At 66.1% G+C, this 22,179-nt stretch carries 16 protein-coding genes and 1 pseudogene; 8 read left to right on the top strand and 9 right to left on the bottom strand.

Annotated features, from left to right (window positions below; genetic code table 11):
• Positions 1–16 precede the first annotated feature (16 nt).
• The 3 genes from SKC42_RS25015 to SKC42_RS25005 are packed head-to-tail and all read right to left on the bottom strand — an operon-like array spanning position 17 to position 2,665.
• A complete protein-coding gene (locus SKC42_RS25015) occupies positions 17–787 on the bottom strand; it encodes a cephalosporin hydroxylase family protein (RefSeq protein ID WP_330966929.1) in 771 nt (256 codons plus the stop codon).
• Positions 780–1,838, bottom strand: a complete 1,059-nt coding sequence (locus SKC42_RS25010) for a class I SAM-dependent methyltransferase (RefSeq protein WP_330966928.1) — start codon at positions 1,836–1,838, stop codon at positions 780–782. Before SKC42_RS25010 ends, SKC42_RS25015 begins: the two co-directional genes overlap by 8 nt.
• Positions 1,835–2,665: an NAD-dependent epimerase/dehydratase family protein gene (locus SKC42_RS25005; RefSeq protein WP_330966927.1), complete on the bottom strand. Its 831-nt coding sequence runs from the start codon at positions 2,663–2,665 to the stop codon at positions 1,835–1,837. Before SKC42_RS25005 ends, SKC42_RS25010 begins: the two co-directional genes overlap by 4 nt.
• A gap of 487 nt (positions 2,666–3,152) precedes the next feature.
• Here SKC42_RS25005 and rfbG point away from each other — a divergent pair, with 487 nt between their 5' ends.
• A complete protein-coding gene (gene rfbG, locus SKC42_RS25000) occupies positions 3,153–4,196 on the top strand; it encodes a CDP-glucose 4,6-dehydratase (protein WP_330966926.1) in 1,044 nt (347 codons plus the stop codon).
• Here the strand turns inward: rfbG and SKC42_RS24995 are convergent.
• The 3 genes from SKC42_RS24995 to rfbF form a co-directional block, all read right to left on the bottom strand.
• A complete protein-coding gene (locus tag SKC42_RS24995) occupies positions 4,169–5,410 on the bottom strand; it encodes a class I SAM-dependent methyltransferase (protein WP_330966925.1) in 1,242 nt (413 codons plus the stop codon). The two genes, rfbG and SKC42_RS24995, sit on opposite strands and share 28 nt — an antisense overlap.
• Complete coding sequence (locus SKC42_RS24990; RefSeq protein ID WP_330966924.1) at positions 5,407–5,958, bottom strand: dTDP-4-dehydrorhamnose 3,5-epimerase family protein; 552 nt, start codon at positions 5,956–5,958, stop codon at positions 5,407–5,409. The genes SKC42_RS24995 and SKC42_RS24990 overlap by 4 nt, the downstream gene beginning before the upstream one ends.
• 61 nt (positions 5,959–6,019) lie before the next feature.
• A complete protein-coding gene (gene rfbF, locus SKC42_RS24985) occupies positions 6,020–6,793 on the bottom strand; it encodes a glucose-1-phosphate cytidylyltransferase (protein WP_330966923.1) in 774 nt (257 codons plus the stop codon).
• 1,070 nt (positions 6,794–7,863) lie between these two features.
• Between rfbF and SKC42_RS24980 the strand changes: the two genes are divergently transcribed.
• From SKC42_RS24980 to SKC42_RS24965, 4 genes are all read left to right on the top strand, one after another.
• On the top strand, positions 7,864–9,087 hold the full coding sequence (locus tag SKC42_RS24980; protein WP_330966922.1) for a class I SAM-dependent methyltransferase: 1,224 nt from the start codon (positions 7,864–7,866) through the stop codon (positions 9,085–9,087).
• 161 nt (positions 9,088–9,248) lie between these two features.
• A complete protein-coding gene (locus tag SKC42_RS24975; protein ID WP_330966921.1) occupies positions 9,249–9,704 on the top strand; it encodes a pyridoxamine 5'-phosphate oxidase family protein in 456 nt (151 codons plus the stop codon).
• 393 nt (positions 9,705–10,097) lie between these two features.
• Complete coding sequence (locus SKC42_RS24970; protein WP_330966920.1) at positions 10,098–10,529, top strand: MmpS family transport accessory protein; 432 nt, start codon at positions 10,098–10,100, stop codon at positions 10,527–10,529.
• On the top strand, positions 10,526–13,486 hold the full coding sequence (locus tag SKC42_RS24965) for an MMPL/RND family transporter (RefSeq protein WP_330966919.1): 2,961 nt from the start codon (positions 10,526–10,528) through the stop codon (positions 13,484–13,486). The genes SKC42_RS24970 and SKC42_RS24965 overlap by 4 nt, the downstream gene beginning before the upstream one ends.
• Here the strand turns inward: SKC42_RS24965 and SKC42_RS24960 are convergent.
• Genes SKC42_RS24960 through cobG form a run of 3 tightly spaced genes read right to left on the bottom strand, consistent with a single transcriptional unit; the run spans position 13,474 to position 16,701 of the window.
• Complete coding sequence (locus SKC42_RS24960) at positions 13,474–14,952, bottom strand: precorrin-2 C(20)-methyltransferase (RefSeq protein ID WP_330966918.1); 1,479 nt, start codon at positions 14,950–14,952, stop codon at positions 13,474–13,476. The two genes, SKC42_RS24965 and SKC42_RS24960, sit on opposite strands and share 13 nt — an antisense overlap.
• Positions 14,949–15,575, bottom strand: a complete 627-nt coding sequence (locus SKC42_RS24955; protein ID WP_330966917.1) for a precorrin-8X methylmutase — start codon at positions 15,573–15,575, stop codon at positions 14,949–14,951. The genes SKC42_RS24960 and SKC42_RS24955 overlap by 4 nt, the downstream gene beginning before the upstream one ends.
• Before the next feature lie 4 nt (positions 15,576–15,579).
• Positions 15,580–16,701, bottom strand: a complete 1,122-nt coding sequence (gene cobG, locus SKC42_RS24950; protein WP_330966916.1) for a precorrin-3B synthase — start codon at positions 16,699–16,701, stop codon at positions 15,580–15,582.
• Positions 16,702–16,799: 98 nt separating this feature from the next.
• Between cobG and SKC42_RS24945 the strand changes: the two genes are divergently transcribed.
• The 3 genes and pseudogenes from SKC42_RS24945 to cobN all read left to right on the top strand — a co-directional run bounded on the left by SKC42_RS24945 (position 16,800) and on the right by cobN (position 22,158).
• The gene (locus SKC42_RS24945; RefSeq protein WP_330966915.1) at positions 16,800–18,257 is read left to right on the top strand and encodes a flavin-containing monooxygenase; all 1,458 of its coding nucleotides are present in this window, start codon (positions 16,800–16,802) and stop codon (positions 18,255–18,257) included.
• Between the two features lie 129 nt (positions 18,258–18,386).
• A pseudogene (locus SKC42_RS24940) lies at positions 18,387–18,509 on the top strand (esterase); the annotation flags it as partial.
• A 73-nt stretch (positions 18,510–18,582) separates the two neighbouring features.
• Entirely contained in the window at positions 18,583–22,158 is a 3,576-nt protein-coding gene (cobN, locus tag SKC42_RS24935) for a cobaltochelatase subunit CobN (protein WP_330966914.1), read from the top strand.
• The last annotated feature ends 21 nt before the right edge of the window (positions 22,159–22,179 follow it).

The raw sequence follows: 22,179 nt of genomic DNA, 5'->3' as shown, positions 1-22,179 counted from the left end.
GGCCGGTGTCCGGTTCTCAAAACACCCTTCTCAAGTAGCCATCCGGCGCCACCGTGATTGCCAGCTTGTGCTGGATGCTCGTGTCGATCTCAAAGTCATTCTGGCTCTTGAGATATTCCCGGACGGCGGTCTTCGGGTTGTCGCCGGGGGCCCACGGGCGGTCGGAAGATAGCTCGGCCGGCACGTCTTCGACGATGGTGTCGAATACCACGCAGTAGCTGTCCACGGATGTCAGCGGCGCGTAGGCTTGCAATTCAGCGAGCACGTGGGCGTGGGTATGGTTGCTGTCCAGACAAACCAGCACTTTGTCGTAGTCGGCGGCGATCTCGCGCACCTGAGTCACTATTGCGGGCGCGATGCTGGAGCCTTGGATCATCTGGATGCGCGAGGCCATAGGATGCGCCTCGACGGCCTCGCGGTTGTGTGCGCGGATATCGATGTCGATGCCCAGCACTTTGCGGTCGGACTTGGCCGGATCGATTGTGGCACCGGACTCGATCGCGTCGGCCATGTCGAGGAGCGCGAGCATGGATGCGCTGAAGACGAGCGATCCGCCGTGGGCGATGCCAGTTTCGATGATCAGGTCAGGGCGGACGCGCCAGATCAACTCCTGCATGACGACTATGTCTTGGGGGTATTGGATGATCGGGCGCGACATCCAGGCAAAGTTGTACGAGTACTGGGCAAGCAGTGAGGTGCGCATGAATTCGGCGGCGTCCGCTCGGAGGCGCTCGTTGCGTGACATAGCATCGATCCGGTCTAGCACTTCTTGTCTGAAATCAGTCACGCTCTACTCCGATCAGGTTGAATCGGTTTCCCGTCATCTGCCGAATCTCCTCCAGGTAGTTGGAGTTCATCACGCAGATGTCGGAACCCGGCGCCAGCAGAGCCATCCCCTCGTCGGGGGACACGACGCGCAAACCCGTTGCCGGCACGTATTTGCCGCACTTAGCCGGGTTGATGTCGATAAGGACATCTACCGGATTACCGCAGCGTTCCCGCAATAGTGAGTAGATGACACCTTTTGACGCCGCGCCCCATACGGCGTTCAATGCTCCCTCCCGGCCGGTTGGTGCGAGGGCTACCGTCGCCAGAAAATCCTCCGGAAACTCGACACGATCCGCTGGGCTGGATACGGGCGGTCGCAAGGTGGCAAGGTCGGCGACGACAAAGAGGTATTGTCCACCGAACAGATGTCCGCCCTCCGCTATCCGTCCGAACATCTTCGAAAAGTCGTCAAGCCTGAAGTAGTTGACGTGCTCATAGAAGATGTCGAACCAGGCTCTCGCGCGCAGGATCCAGTCCAAGCATGGGACTTCGATGTAGATCAGGCCGCCACCGTTCGCGTCCCGCAGGCCCTCGAGAAAGCCAACTGGGTTCTGTACGTGTTCAAGCACGTGACGCAGGACGAGTCCTCTGGCCGCCACCGTCACCCCATCGCCGAAGTAGCGACGCTGCACGGCGGGATTCTCACCTTCGTAGGTGGGATCGAAGCCGGCGATGGAGCAACCGCGCGATTGGAGCATTTCAAGAAAATAGGCCTTGCCGCAACCAACTTCGACTAACCCATGAGTCCCCAGGTGACGCTGGACGATGGTTGCGACTTGTTCGAGGTGACTTTGGAACAACGGACTATGCGCCTGCTCGTTTTGATACGCGGCGTCATAGTTCATCAATTCAGGCCGGAAGGCGGCGTTGTAGACCAATCCGCTGATGTCGTCCTGAACCAGCCGAATATCACCGCGGGGACAGGACCGGGCCTCCTCGGCGGAGTCGTACATCCGGTTCTGGAAGATCGGGAACTCCGACTGCTCATAAAGCTCGGTCGCTCCGCTCATATCTCGTCCTTCCGCACGCCGACGACCCGCGCAGGGTCGAAAATGTTCTCCGGCCTGGCCCCGAAACGCAGCAAGTCGCGCCGACCGTACTCATCGGCAATGCGTTCGGCGAGCTGCCGAACCGTGACCGCTTCGCCGGAGCAGATATTCACCGCGCCCTGCTGCGGTCCGTCTGCGACATCCGCGATCAGCCGGGCGGCGTCTTTCACATCGAGGAAATCACGCACCTGATCGCCGCGAGTCAGCAGCACTTCTTGTCCAGCCTCGAGTTGCCTGCGAATGTACGGCACCAGCCGCTGCTCGTTTTCGCCTTCGCCATACAAGTAGAAGATCCGGCACCATGCAAAGCTTATGGCTTGGGCGCCCAGAAAAAAACGGAGCACTTGGTAGGCCGACGCCTTGGACGCGGCGTACAAGGTGTTCGGCGCCAAGGGAGTGGCGGTGGTCATCAGGCCTTCGGAAGTGTCGTACTCTGCGCAGGTTCCGACGCCAACGAATCGCTTGCCCCCAACTGCTGCGAATGCGGAGGCCAGATTGAGAGTGCCGGCGAGGCATGCGAGGTTCGCCGGTGAGGTGAGGTATTCGCCCGGCTCTGCATACCACGCGGCGTGCACAAGGATTTCCGAATCAGCAACCAGCTCTTGCAATCGGCAAGCGGCCTCCGCGAACAAGTCGGGCGTCTGCACAATCTCCAAACCGCTTTGCCGGCTTTCGGGCACACGAGATGGATCGCGAACGAGCACTCGCACCGAGCGACCCCGTTCGAGAAGGGTGCGCAAGATCTGCCTTCCGACGAACCCGGTCGCTCCTGTCAAGGTAACTGTCATGAGAAGCTCAGAATCCAGAGCCATGTCGGCCGGAAGGGATGACACCTTGCCGGCTTTTTATCTCTTCTTCCAACGCAGCTCCTCACCACCTATCCCGCACTCGGCAGCCCTTGGGGCATCCTGAGTCGGGCCTCTCGAGCCTCGTTCGTTCTGGGCTAAAGCCTGATAGTAAGCGAAATTGGTCAGTGATTGTTGGGTCCTCGTCGAAGCGAAGGGCGAAGGGCAAATTCACTCTCAGCGCGCGTGCCAGCGCGTAGACGATGGTTGACCGCGAAGGGGTTCCGGCCCCGTGTCGCAAATTGCAAATACAACAGTGGATGCGGCTGTAGGGTTCTAGAGTTGTGGACGTCGGAGAGGACCCACCTAACAGTAAACCCGGGACGTACGGAACGTCGCGGACAAGAGCCCATCTGGGCTCGGGCGAAGCCACACTCGGCTTCTTGATGGCGTCGGGCCGACAGTCCTTGATCAAGGCAACGCGGTAGCGGTGCATTACTTGGTCACCGGCCACACCGGTTTCAAGGGCGCCTGGCTTACGCTCCTCCTGGTCAGCCGAGGGCACCAGGTATCCGGTCTCGCCCTCGACCCGGTTGAGGGCAGCCTGTTCGCGCGGACGGGAATCGCGGACCAGCTTGTCCACGACTTTCGGGTGGACGTTCGCGATGCAGACGGCACCGCGGCAGCGGTGTCGGCGGCGGCTCCCGATGTGGTAATGCACATGGCCGCACAGTCGTTGGTCCGCGAGTCGTATCGCAGCCCGCGGTACACCTACGAGACGAACGCGCTCGGCACGCTCGGCGTGTTGGAGGCGGTCGCGGCCACTCCGACAGTGCGTGCACACGTCGTCGTCACCACAGACAAGGTCTACCGCAACGTCGACCAGAAGGCCGGCTACGTCGAAACGGACGCCCTAGGTGGCGACGATCCCTACAGCGCCTCCAAGGCGATGGCCGATTTGCTGACCCAATCCTGGATTCGCAGCTTCCCTGGCGCCGCAACCGCAATTGCGCGCGCCGGCAACGTCATCGGTGGCGGCGATACCAGTCGTGACCGGCTGCTGCCCGACCTCACAGCGGCCTTCGGCCGCGGCCAGACACCGCGGTTGCGTTTCCCACATGCGGTGCGGCCGTGGCAACACGTGCTCGATTGCCTAAACGGGTACGTCACCCTCGCCGAGGCCCTGCTGGCGGGTTCCGGCCGAGGCGCGTGGAACTTCGGACCGGGACGCGAGAGTTTCGTCGAGGTCGGCGAGGTCGCCACGCAGGCGGCCGAGCTGTGGGGCGGTGGCGCGCATTGGGAACTCGACCAAGGGGAGCATCCACACGAGGCGAACCTGCTCGCCCTCGACGCCGCGAAGGCCGAGCGGGAACTGGGCTGGCGCAATCGGCTCGGTTTTCATGAGGCGCTGTCGTGGACTGTCGATTGGGAGCGGCGCGTGCACGCGGGCGCTGATCCGTTGAGCGTGACCCGTGAGCAAATCGACATGTTCGCAACGTTTCTGGATCAGGACGGAACGGGGTCTCCCAGGTAGCGCAATTCGGGGATAGCCGTGACCAGACGGGTGCCGCTGCGGACGAGGTCGGCCAGCTGGGTCTGCACCTCTTGGGCGATGTTCCAGGGCAGGATGACCACGTCGTCGGGAGGGTTCTCACGCAGTGCCTCGGGCGAATGGATCGGGATGTGGCTCCCCGGAAGTAATTTGCCCTGCTTGGAGTTTGCGGCATCACACACGTAGGGCAGCAAGTCCGGTTTGACACCGGCATAGTTCAACAAAGTGTTGCCCTTCGCGGCAGCTCCGTATGCTGCGACGTGTCGGCCCAAACGCTTCTGCTCGATGAGGAAGGCCAGGAAATCGTCCTTCGCGCGATCGGCTCGCGCCTGGAAGGCGGTGTAGGTCTCGAGCCTGGTCAGCCCGAATTGGTCCTCACGCGTCAGCAGCAACTCGACGCTGGCGGTGGTGGCGATGGCTGCCTCGACATGGCAGCCATACACTCGCAAACTGCCGCCATGGGTGGGGAGCTCTTCCACGTCCCACACGCGCAGGCCCGCCGCGGAGAAGATATGTGCCAGCGCGGTGAGCGACAGGTAAGAGAAATGCTCGTGGTAGATGGTGTCGAACTGGGTTTTTTCGATCAACGGCATCAGGTGAGGAAATTCCAGCGTGATGGTGCCTTCGGGCTTCAACACGGCGGCGAGTCCGCGGGTGAAATCGTTGATGTCAGGCACGTGGGCAAACACATTGTTGCCCACAATCAGATCCGCCCGCCGCCCATCATCTGCGAGTCGATGCCCCAAGGCTTCCCCGAAAAATTCTCGGCTAACCGGGATACCCTGCGCCTCAGCGGCTGCTGCCGTGCTCGCCGTCGGTTCGATACCCAAGCAGGGGATGCTTGCTGCCACAAAGTTTTTGAGTAGGTAGCCATCATTCGATGCCACCTCGATAACAAAGCTGTGAGGCCCCAGTCGCAGCCGTTCGGTGACCATCCGCGCGTAGCGTGCCGCGTGGTCGAGCCACGTGGTGGAGGTACTGGAGAAGTACGCGTAGTCGACGCCGAAAAGTTCGTCTGCGCGTGCATAATCCTCGGTCTGCACCAACCAACACCGGTGACAAACCCTCACACGGAGGGGGTAGTGCAATTCCGGGTAGCTCAGCTGCTCGGCCTGCAGGTAGGCGTTGGACGGGGGTGCAAAACCCAGGTCGATGAAACGGTGCTCTAACCGCTCACCGCAGTGCCGGCACTTCATAGAGCGATCCCGGAGAAGTCGGTGTCCAACAGCGGGTGGGAAAGGTCGCGGGGTGAGAGATCTCGCGGCGGCAAGGGCCAGTCAATGGCGAGCCGCGGATCGTCGTAACGTAGCCCGCCCTCGGAAGGTGGGTGGTAGAACGCTGTGTGCAGATAGAGCAATTCGCTTTCGGGCTCCAATACCTGGAAGCCGTGGGCGAAGCCTTCTGGGATCACCATCATTTGCCCGCCGTCCTGTGCTAGTTCCTGGGCGTGCCAACGCAAGAACGTTGGCGAGGTTGGCCGCAGGTCCACGGCGACGTCCCAGACCCGGCCGCGAAGGCAACGCACCATCTTCATTTCCGCATGTGGCGGAAATTGGAAATGCATACCACGCACGGCGCCTACGCTGCTCGTCCTGGATTGATTGATCTGCACGATCTGACGGTGCCCCAGCAAGGATTCAAGCTCGTGGGCGCAGAAGAGGCGGACGAATGCACCGCGGTCATCGCGGTGGGGCACCGACTGCACGATCTTCAGATCGGCCACCGGGGCGTCGAGGATCTTCATGGGGTTGGCCTAAGCTCAGATCAATCAAGACTCGCTGCCACACTAGCCGTGTGGAAAGCGTTCACGACCAACATTTCCACGGGGCGTCGCCGCCACTCCAGAGCTCTTCGAGCTGATTCCTGTCTCGCAGCGTATCCATAGGTTGCCAGAAACCGGAATGGACGAAGGCCATCAATTGGCCATCGGCAGCCAGCCTAGCCAACGGCTCCATTTCGAACGGGGTTTGGTCGCCGTCAATGTAATCGAGCACTGCGGGCGACAGCACGAAAAATCCGCCGTTGATGAGTCCACCATCGCCTGGTGGCTTTTCGACAAAGCGCGTGACCCGGTCCCCATCGCGCTCGATGGCGCCGTAGCGCCCCGGCGGAAGCACCGTAGTAACGGTGGCATGGCGTCCATGCCGACGGTGGAAATCAATGCTGGCGCTTATGTTGACGTCGCTGAGGCCATCGCCGTAAGTGAAGCAGAACGCCTCGTCGTTACGCACGTGAGCTGCGACGCGCTTGAGGCGGCCCCCCGTCATGGTGTCGTCGCCGGTATCCACCAACGTCACCCTCCAGGGTTCTGCGTGGTGCTCGTGCACTTCCATTGTGTTGGTGGACATATCGAATGTCACGTCGGACATATGTAGAAAGTAGTTCGCGAAATACTCTTTTATGACGTAACCCTTGTAACCGCAGCAGACAATAAATTCATGAATCCCGTGGTAGGAATATATTTTCATGATATGCCACAGGATCGGCCGACCGCCGATCTCCACCATCGGCTTGGGGCGGATGGCGGTTTCTTCTCTGATCCGAGTGCCGAGTCCGCCGGCCAGTAGGACAGCTTTCATGGGGTGTGATCCATCTTTGGCGTTGCCGAATTGACTAGCTGCACCCGCGCCGCGCTGGATGTGGGGTGTACCGTGAACCGACGTTCAAGCTGCACAGCGTCTATCAAATACGTTGCTGGGACATTGTTTGAACGATTCTCGAGCGGCTGCCGGGCCTCCAAATGTAGGTCGCGGGAACCCTGGTGAGGAAATCCTCTCGGATAAGGGGCGTCGGGGGAGCGGCGGTGGTCCATCCGATCGGTGACCAAGGCGCTGGCTCCCTTCTTCGGAGCGGGTGGCCACGGTTGCCCGCAAGTTGAGGGAAGCCGTCACCCAATCGAGTGTCATGTGTGAGTTTTTCCGCGTATGGGCTTCGGTGCGTGCGGTCAGCCAGATCGCCAGGGGATCCGTCTTCGGTCCAGGCACGGTTGTTAATGTATCCGGCGATAGCTTGTCGTGGGGCGAAACCAACTCATCGTGTGGTCACCCGTGCCCATTTCTTGACCAAAAGCAACTGCCATGTGTGGCAGATTGGTGAGCCAAATCAAGGCCGATGTCGACCGACGAGGTCACGTTCGCGGTCTCGATGCTCGGCAACGATGCCCGGCAAAACGCCGTCGCGGCCGGAGTGCCGCGAGATTAGGCGGCACTGAACCGATTTGCGCGCTTGACCGGCGAGGTGCTCGATGATCCGTGACGCGAAGTGCGCCCCGTCCCGGTCGACTGCGGGCGTCAGCGCGAACTCTCCGCGCACTTGATCGCGGTCCCCGGTCCGACCGCGGCCCGTGATCAGCGAACTCAGCTCGTTAGCGAAACCCCTTCCGTCAGTTGCCGAGCGGCAGACTCTCCCCGACCCCGCGACGCCAATCGCCTCGCCCCCGAAAATGGCCTTAGTCCAGAAAACGCGCCTTCGTCGGTTCGGCGAGGGATCGATCTGAATTTGTACAGATGCAATGAGACGATTCCCTTGCGGGCGGAACAAGTGGTAACTGATAATCCCCTCGATGGGGGGCCCGCCCCGTGATTGCGCTCGTGGCTGACTACGGAACCGGGATCCTCGATCAAGAGTCGACCGGAAGGGCCCCTCCGCCATGAACGAGGATCGGAAATCAGACGTCGTCTCGCGCCGCTACGAGACGTACCCAGAACCCATACAGGACCTCGAGGCATGGACCGATAGCAATTGGGAGTGGTTCGATCCTGTCCACGCTCACTCGACTCTCTGGCCCGACCGCGACTACAAGCCCGATCTCGACATCTTGATCGCCGGCTGCGGCACCAACCAGGCTGCGGTCTTCGCGTACACCAACCGTTCCGCCAAGGTCGTGGCGGTCGACACCAGCAAGTCGTCGCTGGACCATCTGCAATATCTCAAAGACAAGTACGGGCTGTGGAACCTGGAACTGCATCGCCTCCCGATCGAGGAGCTGCCCTCCCTCAAGCGCAACTTCGACCTGATCGTGGCGACCGGCGTCCTGCATCTTCTACCGGACCCGGTGGAGGGCATGAAGGCACTCAGGTGTTGTCTGCGGCGCGATGGCGCTCTCGGCGTGATGCTCTATGCGAAGTACGGCCGAATGGGCGTCGAGATGCTGCAATCGGCGTTCCGTGACTTGAACATGGGTCATGACGACGCCTCGGTCCAGATGGTCAAAGAGGTGATCTCGGCGCTGCCGACAGAACACCCCGTCCACAACTACTTCAAGATGGCACCGCTTTCCGCGCAGTCCGACGCCGCCCTGGCCGAGACCTTCCTGCATGGCCCCGAGCGCAGTTACAGCGTCGATGAGTGCGTCGACCTCGTGACGTCGGCCGGGTTGGCGTTTCAGGGGTGGTTCATCAAGGCGCCGTACTACCCGCATGATTGGTTCAGGCCCGGGAGTTCACTGCATCGGGCGGTGAGCGCGTTGCCCGAGGCCAAGCTCTGGTCCGTCGTGGAGCGTCTCCACGTGATGAACGCCTCGCACTTCTTCATGGCATGCCGTTCCGATCGGCCGAAGGAGAGTTACGAGATCAGTTTCTCCACGCCTGACTGCCTCGAGTACGTCCCACGAATGCGGATGCGCTGCGGCATCGAGGGGGAGGAGATCTTCCGGCCGAATTGGCGCACGAATGTCACGCCCGCTCAGATGCGTTTCCTGCAGCAAGTCAACGGCCGGCGCACGATTCGTCAGATCGCCGATCGGGTGGCCAAGGGCGGGGAGTCGCTCGGTGCGGGCAAGCGGGACCTGGAGGAGTTCGGTCGCAGGCTGTTCGAGTCGCTGTGGCGTCTGGACTTCGTGGCGATGACGCTGAAGGAAGATACGGCGGAGTAGTCAGGCCGCCGGGTGGTGAACACCCGGGCCGCGAAGCTGACCGTCCCCCTATAACTGGTCCACAAGAACGAGAGTCGTTCGTGGCGGTTACGAATGGCAGCGTGTCCCGAGTGGGGAGCGGTGGCCCGGGGTGGAATGCTGCCGGGTGCGATCATGACAACATGGTGATGTGGCGGGACGTTGAAGAGGCCGCGCCGGAGTTTGCGGGACGGGTGCGGGCACTGTTTGATGCGCACAGGCACAAGACAATTGCCACGCTGCGCGCCGATGGGTCGCCACGGATCTCTGGAATCGAGACGGTGTTCGATGACGGCGTCCTGGCGTTCGGTTCGATGTCGAATGCGCGCAAAGGCGAGGATCTGCGCCGGGATCCACGGTTCGCACTACACAGTGCCACGGTCGACCCGGTCGAGGGCTCCGAGGCGGAGTGGCCAGGCGAGGCAAAGATTTCTGGACGGGTGATCGTTTCCGGCTCGACTGGTGACGAATCGGACGGCGATTCCTTTCATGCTGACATTGCTGAGGTTGTGCACACGCGCCTCAACGAGGAGGCCACGATGCTCGTGATCGAGTGGTGGACCCCGGTGCGCGGGCTGCAAAGGATCGAACGCGCATAGTTGAGGGATCGAAGAGGTGGATGTCCAGAGCGCTTCTACTCTGTGGGGCTGATGTTACCGAGGTAGCCGTGGGCGGTGTTCGGCGCCATGGCGGTGGCCAGCTCGATGGTGGTGGCCCATTTGCGGGTGTTGAGCTACTCGACCCGTGTGCGCGCCCAGAGTGACTCCGCCGCGGCTGCTTCGAATCCAACTCATTCAAACGCTCCCCGCGCAACCTTTGAACACGCCGTGGAAAATACCCTAGGGGGTATGGTATACCTGGTGAGCGAGCGCCCCATCCGGGGTGTTTGAGCAAGACGGCCCGCGGTACGGGGCCGAACGGCCCTACCCGGCGTCGCCGCGCGATGGCGACACTCCACAGGGGACAGGGCCACGAGTGGGAAGGAGGCGCCGGTGTTGGCCTTTCTCAAGAAGGCGTGGGTGCCCCTGGTTGTGGTGACCGCCGTCGCTCTCGGCGCCGTCGCCGTCGACCGGCTGCGCGGCGTCTTCGGTTCCGACGAGATCTTCACCGCGACCGGCAGCAGTGCCGAACCACTCGAGCCCTCCCACATCAAGCGGGTGACGTACGAGGTGTACGGCCCGGGCGGCACGACGGGAAGCGTGAGCTACCTGGACAAGAACGCCGTGCCCCAGCAGGCGGACTTCACCACGCTGCCCTGGACCTACACAATCACGACGACGGTTCCGGCCGTCATCGCCAACGTGGTGGCGCAGGGCGACAGCGACACCATCGGGTGCCGCATCACCGTCAACGATCAGGTGAAGGACGAGCAATCCGCCGCCGGGCACCACGCCCAAACGTCATGTCGGGTGAAGGCCGCATGAGCACCGACACCGACGCGCGCCCGAGGTTCATGCGGTTCGTTCGCAGGTTCGCGGTCCCGATCATCGTCGGGTGGCTGCTGCTGACCGTCGCGGTGAATGTCCTTGTGCCCCCGATCGAATCGGTCGCCAGGAACCACGCCGTGACGATGTCGCCGCAAGACGCCCCGGCGATGATCGCCGCGAAGCGCATCGGCGAGAAGTACCGCGAGTCGGACTCCGACAGCATCGCGATGATCGTCCTGGAGAGCGACCAGGACCTCGGCGAGGAGGCGCACCGCTACTACGACGGCCTGATCGGCAAGCTTCAGGCCGATCACAAGCACGTGCAGCACGTCCAGAACGTGTGGGGCGATCCGCTGACCGCCGCCGGCGTTCAGAGCCGCGACGGCAAGGCCGCCTACGTGCAACTCAACCTGGCCGGCAATCAGGGCAGCACCCTGGGCAACGAGTCCGTCAAAGCCGTGCGGGAGATCGTCGACCGCTCCGCGCCCCCCAAGGGGCTCAAGGTCTACGTGACCGGCCCGGCGGCGCTCACCACCGACATGAACGAGGCCGCCGACAAGAGCATGTTCAAGATGATGGGCGTCACGGGCGTGGTCATCATGATCATGCTGTTCATCGCCTACCGCTCGATCAGCACGGTGCTCCTCGTCCTGGTCATGGTCGGCTTCGAAATGGGCACGGCCCGAGGGCTCGTCGCGCTTCTGGGCAACCACGACCTGTTGCCGTTCTCCACGTTCGTCGTCGCCATGCTGTCGTCGCTGGCGATCGCGGCGGGGACCGACTACGCGATCTTCCTCATCGGCCGCTACCAGGAGGCCCGCCAAGCCGGGCAGGACCGGGAGGCGGCCTACTACACGATGTTCCGCGGGACGTTCCACATCATCCTGGGTTCCGGGTTGACGATCGCCGGTGCCACCTTCTGCCTGCACCTGGCGCGCCTGTCGTACTTCAAGGCGCTCGGAATCCCGTCCGCGCTGGGTCTGCTGGTCGTCGTGGCGGGCGCGCTGACGGTCGCTCCCGCCGTGGTCGCCGTGGCCAGCCGGTTCGGCCTGCTCGACCCCAAACGCGTTGTGAAAGTTCACGGTTGGCGGCGCATCGGCACCGCGACGGTCCGCTGGCCGGGCCCGGTGTTCGCGGCCTCGCTGGTCATCGCGGTCATCGGGATCCTCATCATGCCGAGCATGAAGGTCAGCTACAACGACCGGTTCTACATCCCGAGCAGCCTGCCGTCGAACGTCGGATACGCCGCCGCAGAGCGGCATTTCAGCGCGGCGACGATGAATCCGGACATCCTGATGGTCGAGAGCGATCACGACATGCGCAACACCGGTGACATGATCGTGCTCGACCGGATCGCCAAGGACGTCTTCCGCGCTCCGGGAATCGCCATGGTGCAGAGCATCACCCGGCCCTTGGGCGGACCCATCGAGCACACGTCGATCCCGTTCCAGATCAGTGCGCAGTCGATTCCCATTCAGGAGAACCTGCGGTTCATGAAGGACCGGGCGGCCGACATGCTCAAGATGAGCGACGACCTCGGGTCGATGATTGGCGCGATGCAGCGGATGCAGGGTCTGCTGGGCCAGATGAGCGGCCGGACGCATCAGATGGTCGGCGACATGCACGATATGCAGTCCACGCTGGACGAGATGCGGGACCACCTGGCCGATTTCGACGATTTTGCGCGGCCGTTGCGCAGCTATCTGTACTGGGAACAGCACTGCTTCGACATCCCCGTCTGCTGGGCGACGCGGTCGGTGTTCGAGGCGATCGACGGCGTGGACAAGTTCAGCGAGAACATGACCGCGCTCATCAAGGATGTCAACAACGTCGACGCGATCATTCCCCAGATGCAGGCGCAGTTCCCGCCGATCATCGCGGTCGCCACCTCCATGCGGGGCACCCTGCTGACCATGCACAGCAGCTTTTCGGGTCTGATCACCCAAATGGCCCAGATGACCGACACGGCGAGCGCGATGGGACAGGCCTTCGACGCGTCGCGCAGCGGGGACTACTTCTACCTGCCGCCGGAAGCCTTCCAGAACCCGGACTTTCAGCGTGGCCTGAAGCTGTTCCTGTCGCCCGATGGCAAGGCCGCGCGGTTCATCATCACCCACGACGCGGACCCGGCCACCCCCAAGGGCATTGCGGCGGTGACGCCCGAACTCAACGCGGCGCATCAGGCGGTGAAGGGCACGGCCCTGACCGACGCCCGGTTCTACCTCGCCGGGACGGCGGCCATCTACCGGGACATCCAGTCGGGGTCGCACTACGACCTGCTGATCGTGGGAATCGCCGCGCTGACGCTGATCTTCGTCGTGATGGTGATGATCACGCGGGCGCTGGTCGCATCGCTGGTCATCGTCGGCACGGTCCTGCTGTCGCTCGGCGCGGCGTTCGGCCTCTCGGTGCTGGTGTGGCAACACATCCTGGGCCTCGAATTGAACTGGATCGCGCCGGTGTTCGGGCTGATCATCCTGCTAGCTGTCGGGTCGGACTACAACCTGCTGCTGGTGTCGCGTTTCCAGGAGGAGATCGGCGCCGGACTGAAGACCGGCATCATCCGCTCGATGGGGGAGACCGGGGGCGTCGTCACCGCGGCCGGCCTGGTGTTCGCGTTCACCATGATGTCCATGGCCGCCAGTGACCTGCGGTCGATCGGCCAGGCGGGCAGCACGATCGGGCTTGGCCTGTTGTTCGACACGCTAATCGTGCGGTCGCTGATGACGCCGTCCATCGCGGCGCTGCTCGGCCGCTGGTTCTGGTGGCCCCTGAAAGTCCGTCCGCGCCCGGCCAGCACCATGCTGCGGCCCTTCGGACCGCGCCGGCTGGTGCGCTCACTGCTGCTCGGCGAGGACGCTGACGCGCCCACCGCTCCGCGCGCAGCGCGCCGCCCGGAGGACCGGCAGGCAGAGCCCGTGTCCGCCGGACGAGTAGCTGTTCAGCCGGGGTAGTGTCGCGGGGTGAACACTTGGTCGCCGGAATCGCTTGCGTACCATTGGGTTTGGGAAGATCCGACGATGAGCAGGCACCGCATGTCCACGTCGGCGGGATCAAGATCGGCCAGGCGCACCACGCGGACGTCCTCGTCGGGTCCCGACACGTTGCGGCCGATCACCACCGGCGTGCCCGGTTCCCGATGCGCCAGCAACAGGTCGCGCATCGCGCCTACCTGCCAGGTGCGGGTCTTGGAGGCCGGGTTGTAGATGGCCAAGACCAGGTCGGCGGCGGCCGCGGCGGCCACGCGCTCCGCGATCACTTCCCACGGCTTGAGCCGATCGGACAGCGAGATCACCGCGTAGTCGTGCCCGAGCGGAGCGCCGACGCGGCTGGCCACGGCCTGCGCCGCGGTCATCGCCGGGATCACCCGGATCCGCACGCCGGGCCACTGCTTGGCCTCCTCCAGAACGGCGGTGGCCATCGCGAAGACCCCCGGATCGCCGGACGACACCACCGCCACGGCATTCCCTTGCTCGGCCAGGGCGCAGGCCAGCCGCGCCCGGGCGGGCTCGTCGGTGTTGTCGCTGGGATGACGGCGCTGGCCGTCGCGCACGGGGACGCGGTTCAGGTAGCCGTGGTAGCCGATGAGGTCGGTCGCGGCGGCCAGCTCCCGCCGGCTCTGCGGCGTCATCCAGTCGGCGTCGCCCGGACCCAGCCCCACCACCGCGACGGTGCCGACGGTGGTCCGCCGATCGCGCCGACGGCCGCCGGGCAGCATGGCCAGCGAGAAGTACGGCACACCGGTCTCGTCGACGTCCGCGGCGGGCAGGACGCGCTGGCCGGCCGTGCTCGCGCGCTCGACGTAGAACGCGTCGTCGAGCTGCCCGGACGCCGAAAGCGCTTCCCGCACATTGTGATACGAGCGGCCCAGTTTGAGCACCACGGCGGCGTCCGCGTCGGCGAGCCGGCGGGTCAGCTCGGCAACGGGCAGGGTGCCGGGCAGGACCGAGAGCACCTCGTCGCCGGCCACCAGCGGCGCCGCGATCGCCGCGGAGGCGGCGCTCACCGACGTCACGCCCGGCACGATCACGGCGTCGAACCGCTCGGTCAGGCGGGTGTGCAGGTGCATGTAGGAGCTGTAGAACAGCGGGTCGCCCTCGGCCAGCAGCGCGACGTCGCGGCCGGCGTCGAGGTGCGCGGCGATCCGCCCGGTGGCGTCGGCGTAGAAGTCCTCCAGCGCGCCGGCGTATCCGCCGGGATGATCGGTGCCCTCGGTAGTGACCGGATAGACGAGGTGTTCCTCGATCTGGCCGGGCCGCAGGTACGGTTCGGCGATCCCGCGCGCGATGCTGCGGCCGTGCCGGGCGCTGTGATAGGCCACCACGTCCGCCGCGCCGATCACCCGTGCGGCCTTGACCGTCACTAGCTCCGGGTCACCCGGCCCCAGCCCGACCCCATAGAGGGTGCCCCGCTGGGTCATTCCCGCTCACTCGCGATCGCGTTGACGGCGGCGGCGGCCATGGCGCTGCCGCCGCGACGGCCCCGCACCACCAGGTAAGCCATCCCGCGCGGCCGGTCGATGAGTTCCTGCTTGGACTGTGCCGATCCGACGAACCCGACCGGGCCGCCGAGCACAGCGGCCGGCGGGGCGACGCCGTCGTCGAGGAGCTCGAGCAGGCGGAACAGCGCGGTGGGCGCGTTGCCGATGGCCAGCACCGCGCCGGGTAGCCGGTCGGCCCACAGGTCGATGGCCGCCGCCGAGCGGGTGGTGTGGCGCAGCGCGGCCTGCTCGGGCGCGCGCGGGTCGGCCACCAGCGACACCACCTCGTTGTCGGCCGGCAGACGGGCTGCGGTGATCCCGGCGGCCACCATCGACGAATCGCACAGCACCGGCGCGCCCGCGCGCAGGGCGGCGCCGGCCCGCACGACGACGTCGTCGGTGTAGGCGACATGCTCGGCGACATCGATCTGCCCGCAGGTGTGGATCAGCCGGACCACGACCCGCGCGACGTCGCCGGGGAACCGGGTCAGGTCCGCTTCGGCGCGAATGGCCGCGAACGACTGCCGGTAGATTTCGGCCGCGTCGCGGATGTAGTCGAGCACCCGCTCACCCTAAAGGCTGGTCGTCGCGCCTCCGATATCCCCGTCCCGTAGCGACCAGCACCTCACCGGCAGGCGGGCTGCCGCAGGCGCGCTCGCAGCCGACGAAGTGGCGGTGCACCGGGGCCGGGGGGTCCTGGGGGTCCAGCGCCCGCGCGGCGTCGGCGCGCACGTCAGCGACCGAATGCGCGCAACCGGGGCTGCCGGTGCAGGCGCTGACGCCCAGCCACGGGGAGTTCTCGTCGAAGATCAGGCCCAACGGCGCGAGCACCCGCAGCGCTACGTCCGCGACGCCCTCGTCGAGGTCGCACAGCAGCACCGACCGCCACGGCGTAATCACCAGCGGGGCCTCGACGGCGGCCAGGTATTCGGCCACCCGCGCCGGGAGCACCCCCAGCGGCACCGCGGCGCCCAGCGTGACGCCGCCGTCGTCCTGGTCGATCCATCCGACGGGGCCCCGGGTGACCGGCGGGAAGGGCGTCGCGCTCAATTCGGCGCCGAGCAGGACGCTGCGCACATCGTCCAATTCCGTTACCCGCCAAGCTCTTCCGCGTGCGGCGACGAACCGCACCGCGACATCGGTCATCGCCTCGACCACCTCGCCGGGCGCCAATCGGACCCCGGTGTCGCGCCCGGCCAGCAGCAGGGCGCAGCCGTCGTCGAGCACGTGCGCGCCGACGTCGGCCCGCAACCCGGAGACGTCGGCGCGTCCGTCGTCGAGGCTGAACCAGAACCGGCCGCCCAGTCCCGCGAGCCGGGGTTCGGCGCGGACCGCCGCGTCCAGTTCGCCGACCCATCCGCGAACGTCGCGCTTTCCGCCGGACCGACCGGTCAGCGGCGACGCGACGATGTTGCGGACGCGTTCGTGCGTCACCGACGGCAGCAAACCGGCGGTCGCGATCGCTTCGGCGGCCGTGGTCGTGTCAGTGAGGCCGCGCAATTGCAGGTTGCCGCGCGCGGTCAGCTCGAGCGTTCCCGAGCCCAGCTCGGCCGAGACCCGGGCGAGCGCGGCCAGCTGGGCGGCGGTGATCATGCCGCCGGGCAAGCGGACTCGCGCCAGCGCGCCGTCCGCGGCCTGATGCACCTGCAGCGCGCCCGGGCACGCGTCGGTGTCGCGCGATCTGGCCATGAGTCCACGGTACGGCCCGGCACGGGAATTCGGGACTTGACCGGGGACGCCGCGGCGGTAACGTCTGGACAGGCAGCAAACAGAATCGGGTGGTTGTCATGACGCAAAAGCGCCCAGTGCAAGTCGCAATCATCGGCGCCGGGATGTCGGGCCTGTGCATGGCGGCCAAGCTGCAAGACGCCGGCATCGACTCGTTCACCATCTTCGAGAAGGCCGACGAAGTCGGCGGAACCTGGCGCGACAACACCTATCCCGGTCTCACCTGCGACGTCCCGTCACGCTATTACTCCTACTCGTTTCGCCCGAACCCCGGCTGGTCGCACCTGCTGCCGCCGGGGCCGGAGATCCAGGACTACTTCCGACGGGTGGCCGACGAACGCGGTATTCGCCGTCATATTCGGTTCGGCGCCAACGTAACTCGGGCCAGCTACGACGGCGAGCACTGGCGGCTCACCACCGCCGGCGGCGAGGAAGCGTTCGACGTGCTGATCACCGCGACCGGGGTGCTCCGGGTACCGCGCTACCCGGACATCGCCGGACGCGATACGTTCGCCGGCCCCAGCTTCCACTCGTCGCGCTGGGACCACTCGATCTCGCTGCCGGACAAGAGGATCGGCCTGATCGGCACCGGTTCGACCGGTGTGCAGATCATCGCCGAGCTCGGGGGCGCGGTGAAACAGCTCAAGATCTTCCAGCGCACGGCGCAATGGATCTACCCGATGCCCAACCCGCGCTACTCGCGGCTAACCCGCGCGGCGCTGTCCCGCTGGCCCCGGCTCAACGCGGTGGGCTACCGGTTCTGGGGGTGGGTCTTCCGGCAGACGTTCGGGCGCGCCCCCATCCGTCCCGGGTGGCAGCGGCGTCTGACGCAGGCCGAGTGCCGCTGGAACCTCCGGCTGTCGGTGCGTGACCCCGAACTGCGCGCCAAGCTCACCCCGAACGACCAGCCGATGTGCAAGCGGCAGATCATGGCCGGCCGTTTCTACCGGTCGGTGCAGCAGCCCGGCGTCGAGGTCATCACCGACGCGATCGACCACATCGAGCCCCGAGGCGTGGTGACCGCCGACGGCACGCTGCACGAGCTGGACTTGCTGGTCTACGCGACCGGCTTCGACGCGCGGGCCTACGTGCGCCCGATGGAAATCATCGGGGAGGGCGGGCTCACGTTGGACGAGGCGTGGGCCGACGGACCGACGGCGTACCGCTCGATCGCGGTGCCGCGATTTCCCAACCTCTTCATGCTGATGGGGCCGCATTCGCCGATCGGCAACCAATCGCTGATACCGATCGCCGAGGACCAGGCCGACTACGCGATGTGGTGGATCGAGCGGCTACGCGACGGTACGGTAAGCGCCGCCGCGCCGACTGAGGCGGCCACCAAGGAATACAACGAGGCCATGAAAGCCGCGATGCCGCAGACCATCTGGGTCACCGGCTGCAACAGCTGGTACCTCGGCAAGGACGGGCTGCCCGAACTGTTCCCCTGGACGCCGGAAACCCACCACGAGCTGTTGCGTCAACCGGAACTCGCCGACTTCGACGTGCGCACCGCCTGAGGATCATCGCGCCGAGCGTGCAGTGGCGGCGACATTTCGCCGATTCTTTCGCGCTCATTACACGCTCGGCGCGACCATCCGCGCACAAGTGCGGATTGAGCACGCCGCAACCTGGGCACACGAGTGCCCGTGCAGACGCTGGAGTACGCGCCGGGGCGGCTGGTCGATGTCTACGGCGAGGCGTCGCGGCCCACGGTCCTGCTGTGGCACGGCATGCAGACCGACGCGCGTGCCGCGGTCGGACCGCTGGCCCAGCGAACCCGCGCTGCGCGTGGCCGCCGAGGTCGCCGAGCGCATCGCGGCGACGCTGCGGTACGAATGATGGGTGGCTGACCCGACCATCCTGCTGCTCTCGACCTCCGACACGGACCTGATCAGCGCCCGTTCAAGCGGCAAGAACTACCGGTGGGCCAACCCGTCGCGCCTGTCCGACGAGGAACTGCCGGACCTGCTCACCGGCGTCGACGTCGTGGTGGTGCGCATCCTCGGCGGCTACCGCGCCTGGCAGACCGGCATCGACACCGTCGTCGCCAGCGGCGTGCCGACCGTGCTGGTCAGCGGCGAACAGGCCGCCGATGCCGAGTTGACCGGCCTGTCCACGCTCGCGGCCGGCATCGCGGTCCAGGCGCACATCTACCTGGCCCACGGCGGCGTGGAGAACCTCCGCCAGCTGCACGCGTTCCTGTCCGACACGGTGCTGATGACGGGCTTCGGGTTCAGCCCCCCGGCGGTCACGCCGACGTGGGGCGAGTTGGAGCGGCCGGATGCCGGCGCCCCCGACGGCCCCGCCATCGCCGTGCTCTACTACCGCGCCCAGCAGCTCGCCGGCAACACCGCCTACATTGAAGCGCTCTGCCGCGCGATCGAACAGGCCGGCGGGCGGGCGCTGCCCGTCTACTGCGCGTCGCTGCGCACCGCCGAACCCGCGCTGCTGCAACGGCTCGGCGACGCCGACGCCATGGTGGTCACCGTGCTGGCCGCCGGGGGCCTGAAACCCGCGACCGCGTCGGCCGGTGGCGAGGACGACAACTGGAACGTCGAACACCTTGCGGCCCTGGACGTCCCGATCCTGCAGGGCCTGTGCCTCACCAGCCCGCGCGCCCAATGGGCCGCCAACGACGACGGCCTCAGCCCGCTCGACGTCGCCACCCAGGTGGCGGTGCCGGAGTTTGACGGCCGCATCATCACGGTCCCCTTCTCGTTCAAGGAGATCGACGACGACGGGCTGATCTCCTACGTCGCCGACCCCGAACGTTGCGCGCGGGTGGCCGGGCTGGCGGTCCGGCACGCCCGGCTGCGCCACGTCGCGCCGGCGGACAAGCGGGTGGCGATGGTGTTTTCGGCGTACCCCACCAAACACGCCCGCATCGGCAACGCGGTCGGGCTGGACACCCCGGCCAGCGCGGTCGCGCTGCTGCGCGCGATGAGCGAGCGCGGGTACCGGGTGGGCGATGTGCCCGGAGTCGAGGCGGGCGACGGCGACGCGCTGATCCACGCGCTGATCGAACGGGGTGGCCAGGATCCCGACTGGCTCACCTCGGAGCAGTTGTCCGGCAATCCGATCCGTGTTTCCGCCAAGGACTACCGGGATTGGTTTGCCACCCTGCCGGCCGAGCTCACCGACGCGGTGACCGAGCACTGGGGGCCGCCGCCCGGCGAGCTGTTCGTCGACCGCGGCAATCACGCCGACGGCGAAATCGTCATCGCCGCAATCCAATCGGACAACCTGGTGTTGATGGTGCAGCCGCCCCGCGGCTTCGGCGAGAACCCCGTCGCGATCTACCACGATCCGGACCTGCCGCCCAGCCACCACTACCTGGCCGCCTACCATTGGGTCGACGCCGGGTTCGGGGCGCACGCGGTGGTGCACCTGGGCAAGCACGGCAACCTGGAATGGCTGCCGGGCAAGACGCTTGGGATGTCCGCGGCCTGCGGTTCCGACGCGGCGCTGGGCAACCTGCCACTGATCTACCCGTTTCTGGTCAATGACCCCGGCGAGGGCACCCAGGCCAAGCGGCGCGCGCACGCCGTGCTCGTCGACCACCTCATCCCGCCGATGGCGCGCGCCGAAACCTACGGTGACATCGCCCGTTTGGAGCAGCTCCTCGACGAGCACGCCAACGTGGCCGCGCTCGACCCCGCCAAGCTGCCCGCGATCCGCCAACAGATCTGGACGCTGATCCGGGCGGCGAAGATGGACCACGACCTCGGGCTCACCGAACGGCCCGAGGAGGACTCGTTCGACGACATGCTGCTGCATGTCGATGGCTGGCTCTGCGAGATCAAGGACGTCCAGATCCGCGACGGGCTGCACATCCTGGGGCAACAGCCCACCGGCGATGCCGAATTGGACCTCGTCCTGGCGATCCTGCGGGCCCGCCAGCTGTTCGGTGGCGAACACGCCCTTCCCGGCCTGCGCCAGGCGCTGGGGCTGGCCGAGGACGGCACGGACGAACGGACGTCCGTCGACGACGCCGAGGCCGCCGCGCGCGAACTCGTCGCGGCGTTGCAGGCCGGCGGCTGGGACCCCGACGCCGCGGACCGTCTCACCGATAACCCCGCGGTGGCCGCGGTGCTGCGGTTCGCGGCCACGGAGGTGGTGCCCCGGCTGGCCGGCACGGCCTCGGAAATCGATCAGGTGCTGCGCGCCCTGGACGGCCACTTCGTTCCCGCCGGCCCGTCGGGCTCGCCGCTGCGCGGCCTGGTCAATGTGCTTCCCACCGGGCGCAACTTCTACTCCGTCGACCCCAAGGCCGTCCCGTCGCGGCTCGCCTGGGAAGCCGGTGTGGCGCTGGCGGACTCGCTGCTTGCCCGCTACCGCGACGACCACGGGCGGTGGCCGCAGTCGGTGGGTTTGTCGGTGTGGGGCACCTCGGCCATGCGTACGGCCGGCGACGACATCGCCGAAGTCCTTGCGCTGCTGGGGGTTCGACCGGTCTGGGACGACGCGTCACGCCGGGTCGTGGACCTCGCTCCGATCCCGCTGGCGGAGCTGGGCCGCCCGCGCATCGACGTCACCGTGCGGATCTCGGGCTTCTTCCGCGACGCCTTCCCGCACGTGGTAACCATGCTCGACGATGCGGTGCGGCTGGTCGCCGACCTCGACGAGCCCGCCGCCGACAACTACGTGCGCGCGCACGCCCAGGCCGACCTCGCCCAGCACGGCGACCAACGGCGTTCCACCACAAGGATATTCGGATCGAAACCGGGAACCTACGGGGCGGGCCTGCTGCAGCTGATCGACAGCCGCAACTGGCGCGACGATGCCGACCTGGCGCAGGTGTACACCGCCTGGGGTGGATTCGCCTACGGGCGCGACCTGGACGGCCGCGAGGCGGTCGACGACATGAACCGCCAGTACCGGCGCATCGCGGTGGCCGCCAAGAACACCGACACCCGCGAGCACGACATCGCCGACTCCGACGACTACTTCCAATACCACGGCGGGATGGTGGCCACCGTGCGCGCGCTCACCGGTCAAGCGCCCGCCGCCTACATCGGCGACAACACCCGGCCCGACGCCATCCGCACCCGCACGCTGTCGGAGGAGACCGCGCGGGTGTTCCGCGCCCGCGTCGTCAACCCGCGCTGGATGGCGGCGATGCGCCGGCACGGCTACAAGGGTGCCTTCGAGATGGCGGCGACGGTCGACTACCTCTTCGGCTACGACGCGACCGCCGGGGTGATGGCCGACTGGATGTATGAGCGGCTCACCGAGAGCTACGTCCTGGACCCCGAGAACCGCAAGTTCATGGCCGAATCCAACCCGTGGGCCCTGCACGGCATGGCCGAACGGCTGCTGGAGGCCGCCGGCCGGGGCATGTGGGCCCAACCGGAGCCGGCGACGCTGGACGGGCTGCGGCAGGCGCTGCTGGAAACCGAGGGCGACCTGGAGGGCTGACGCGGGATCGCCGATTCGGCG

It is taken from the genome of Mycobacterium sp. 050134 (assembly GCF_036409085.1).
GTDB lineage: Bacteria > Actinomycetota > Actinomycetes > Mycobacteriales > Mycobacteriaceae > Mycobacterium.
The sequence above is the reverse complement of the archived record's forward strand: the minus strand, read 5'-3'. Positions and strand labels throughout refer to the sequence as shown.

Coding starts and splice junctions, on each gene's coding strand:
- SKC42_RS25010 (WP_330966928.1), bottom strand. CDS start 1,838: ATGAGCGGAGCGACCGAGCTTTATGAGCAGTCGGAGTTCCCGATCTTC.
- SKC42_RS25005 (WP_330966927.1), bottom strand. CDS start 2,665: ATGACAGTTACCTTGACAGGAGCGACCGGGTTCGTCGGAAGGCAGATC.
- SKC42_RS24995 (WP_330966925.1), bottom strand. CDS start 5,410: ATGAAGTGCCGGCACTGCGGTGAGCGGTTAGAGCACCGTTTCATCGAC.
- SKC42_RS24990 (WP_330966924.1), bottom strand. CDS start 5,958: ATGAAGATCCTCGACGCCCCGGTGGCCGATCTGAAGATCGTGCAGTCG.
- rfbF (WP_330966923.1), bottom strand. CDS start 6,793: ATGAAAGCTGTCCTACTGGCCGGCGGACTCGGCACTCGGATCAGAGAA.
- SKC42_RS24980 (WP_330966922.1), top strand. CDS start 7,864: ATGAACGAGGATCGGAAATCAGACGTCGTCTCGCGCCGCTACGAGACG.
- SKC42_RS24975 (WP_330966921.1), top strand. CDS start 9,249: ATGGTGATGTGGCGGGACGTTGAAGAGGCCGCGCCGGAGTTTGCGGGA.
- SKC42_RS24965 (WP_330966919.1), top strand. CDS start 10,526: ATGAGCACCGACACCGACGCGCGCCCGAGGTTCATGCGGTTCGTTCGC.
- SKC42_RS24960 (WP_330966918.1), bottom strand. CDS start 14,952: ATGACCCAGCGGGGCACCCTCTATGGGGTCGGGCTGGGGCCGGGTGAC.
- cobG (WP_330966916.1), bottom strand. CDS start 16,701: ATGGCCAGATCGCGCGACACCGACGCGTGCCCGGGCGCGCTGCAGGTG.
- SKC42_RS24945 (WP_330966915.1), top strand. CDS start 16,800: ATGACGCAAAAGCGCCCAGTGCAAGTCGCAATCATCGGCGCCGGGATG.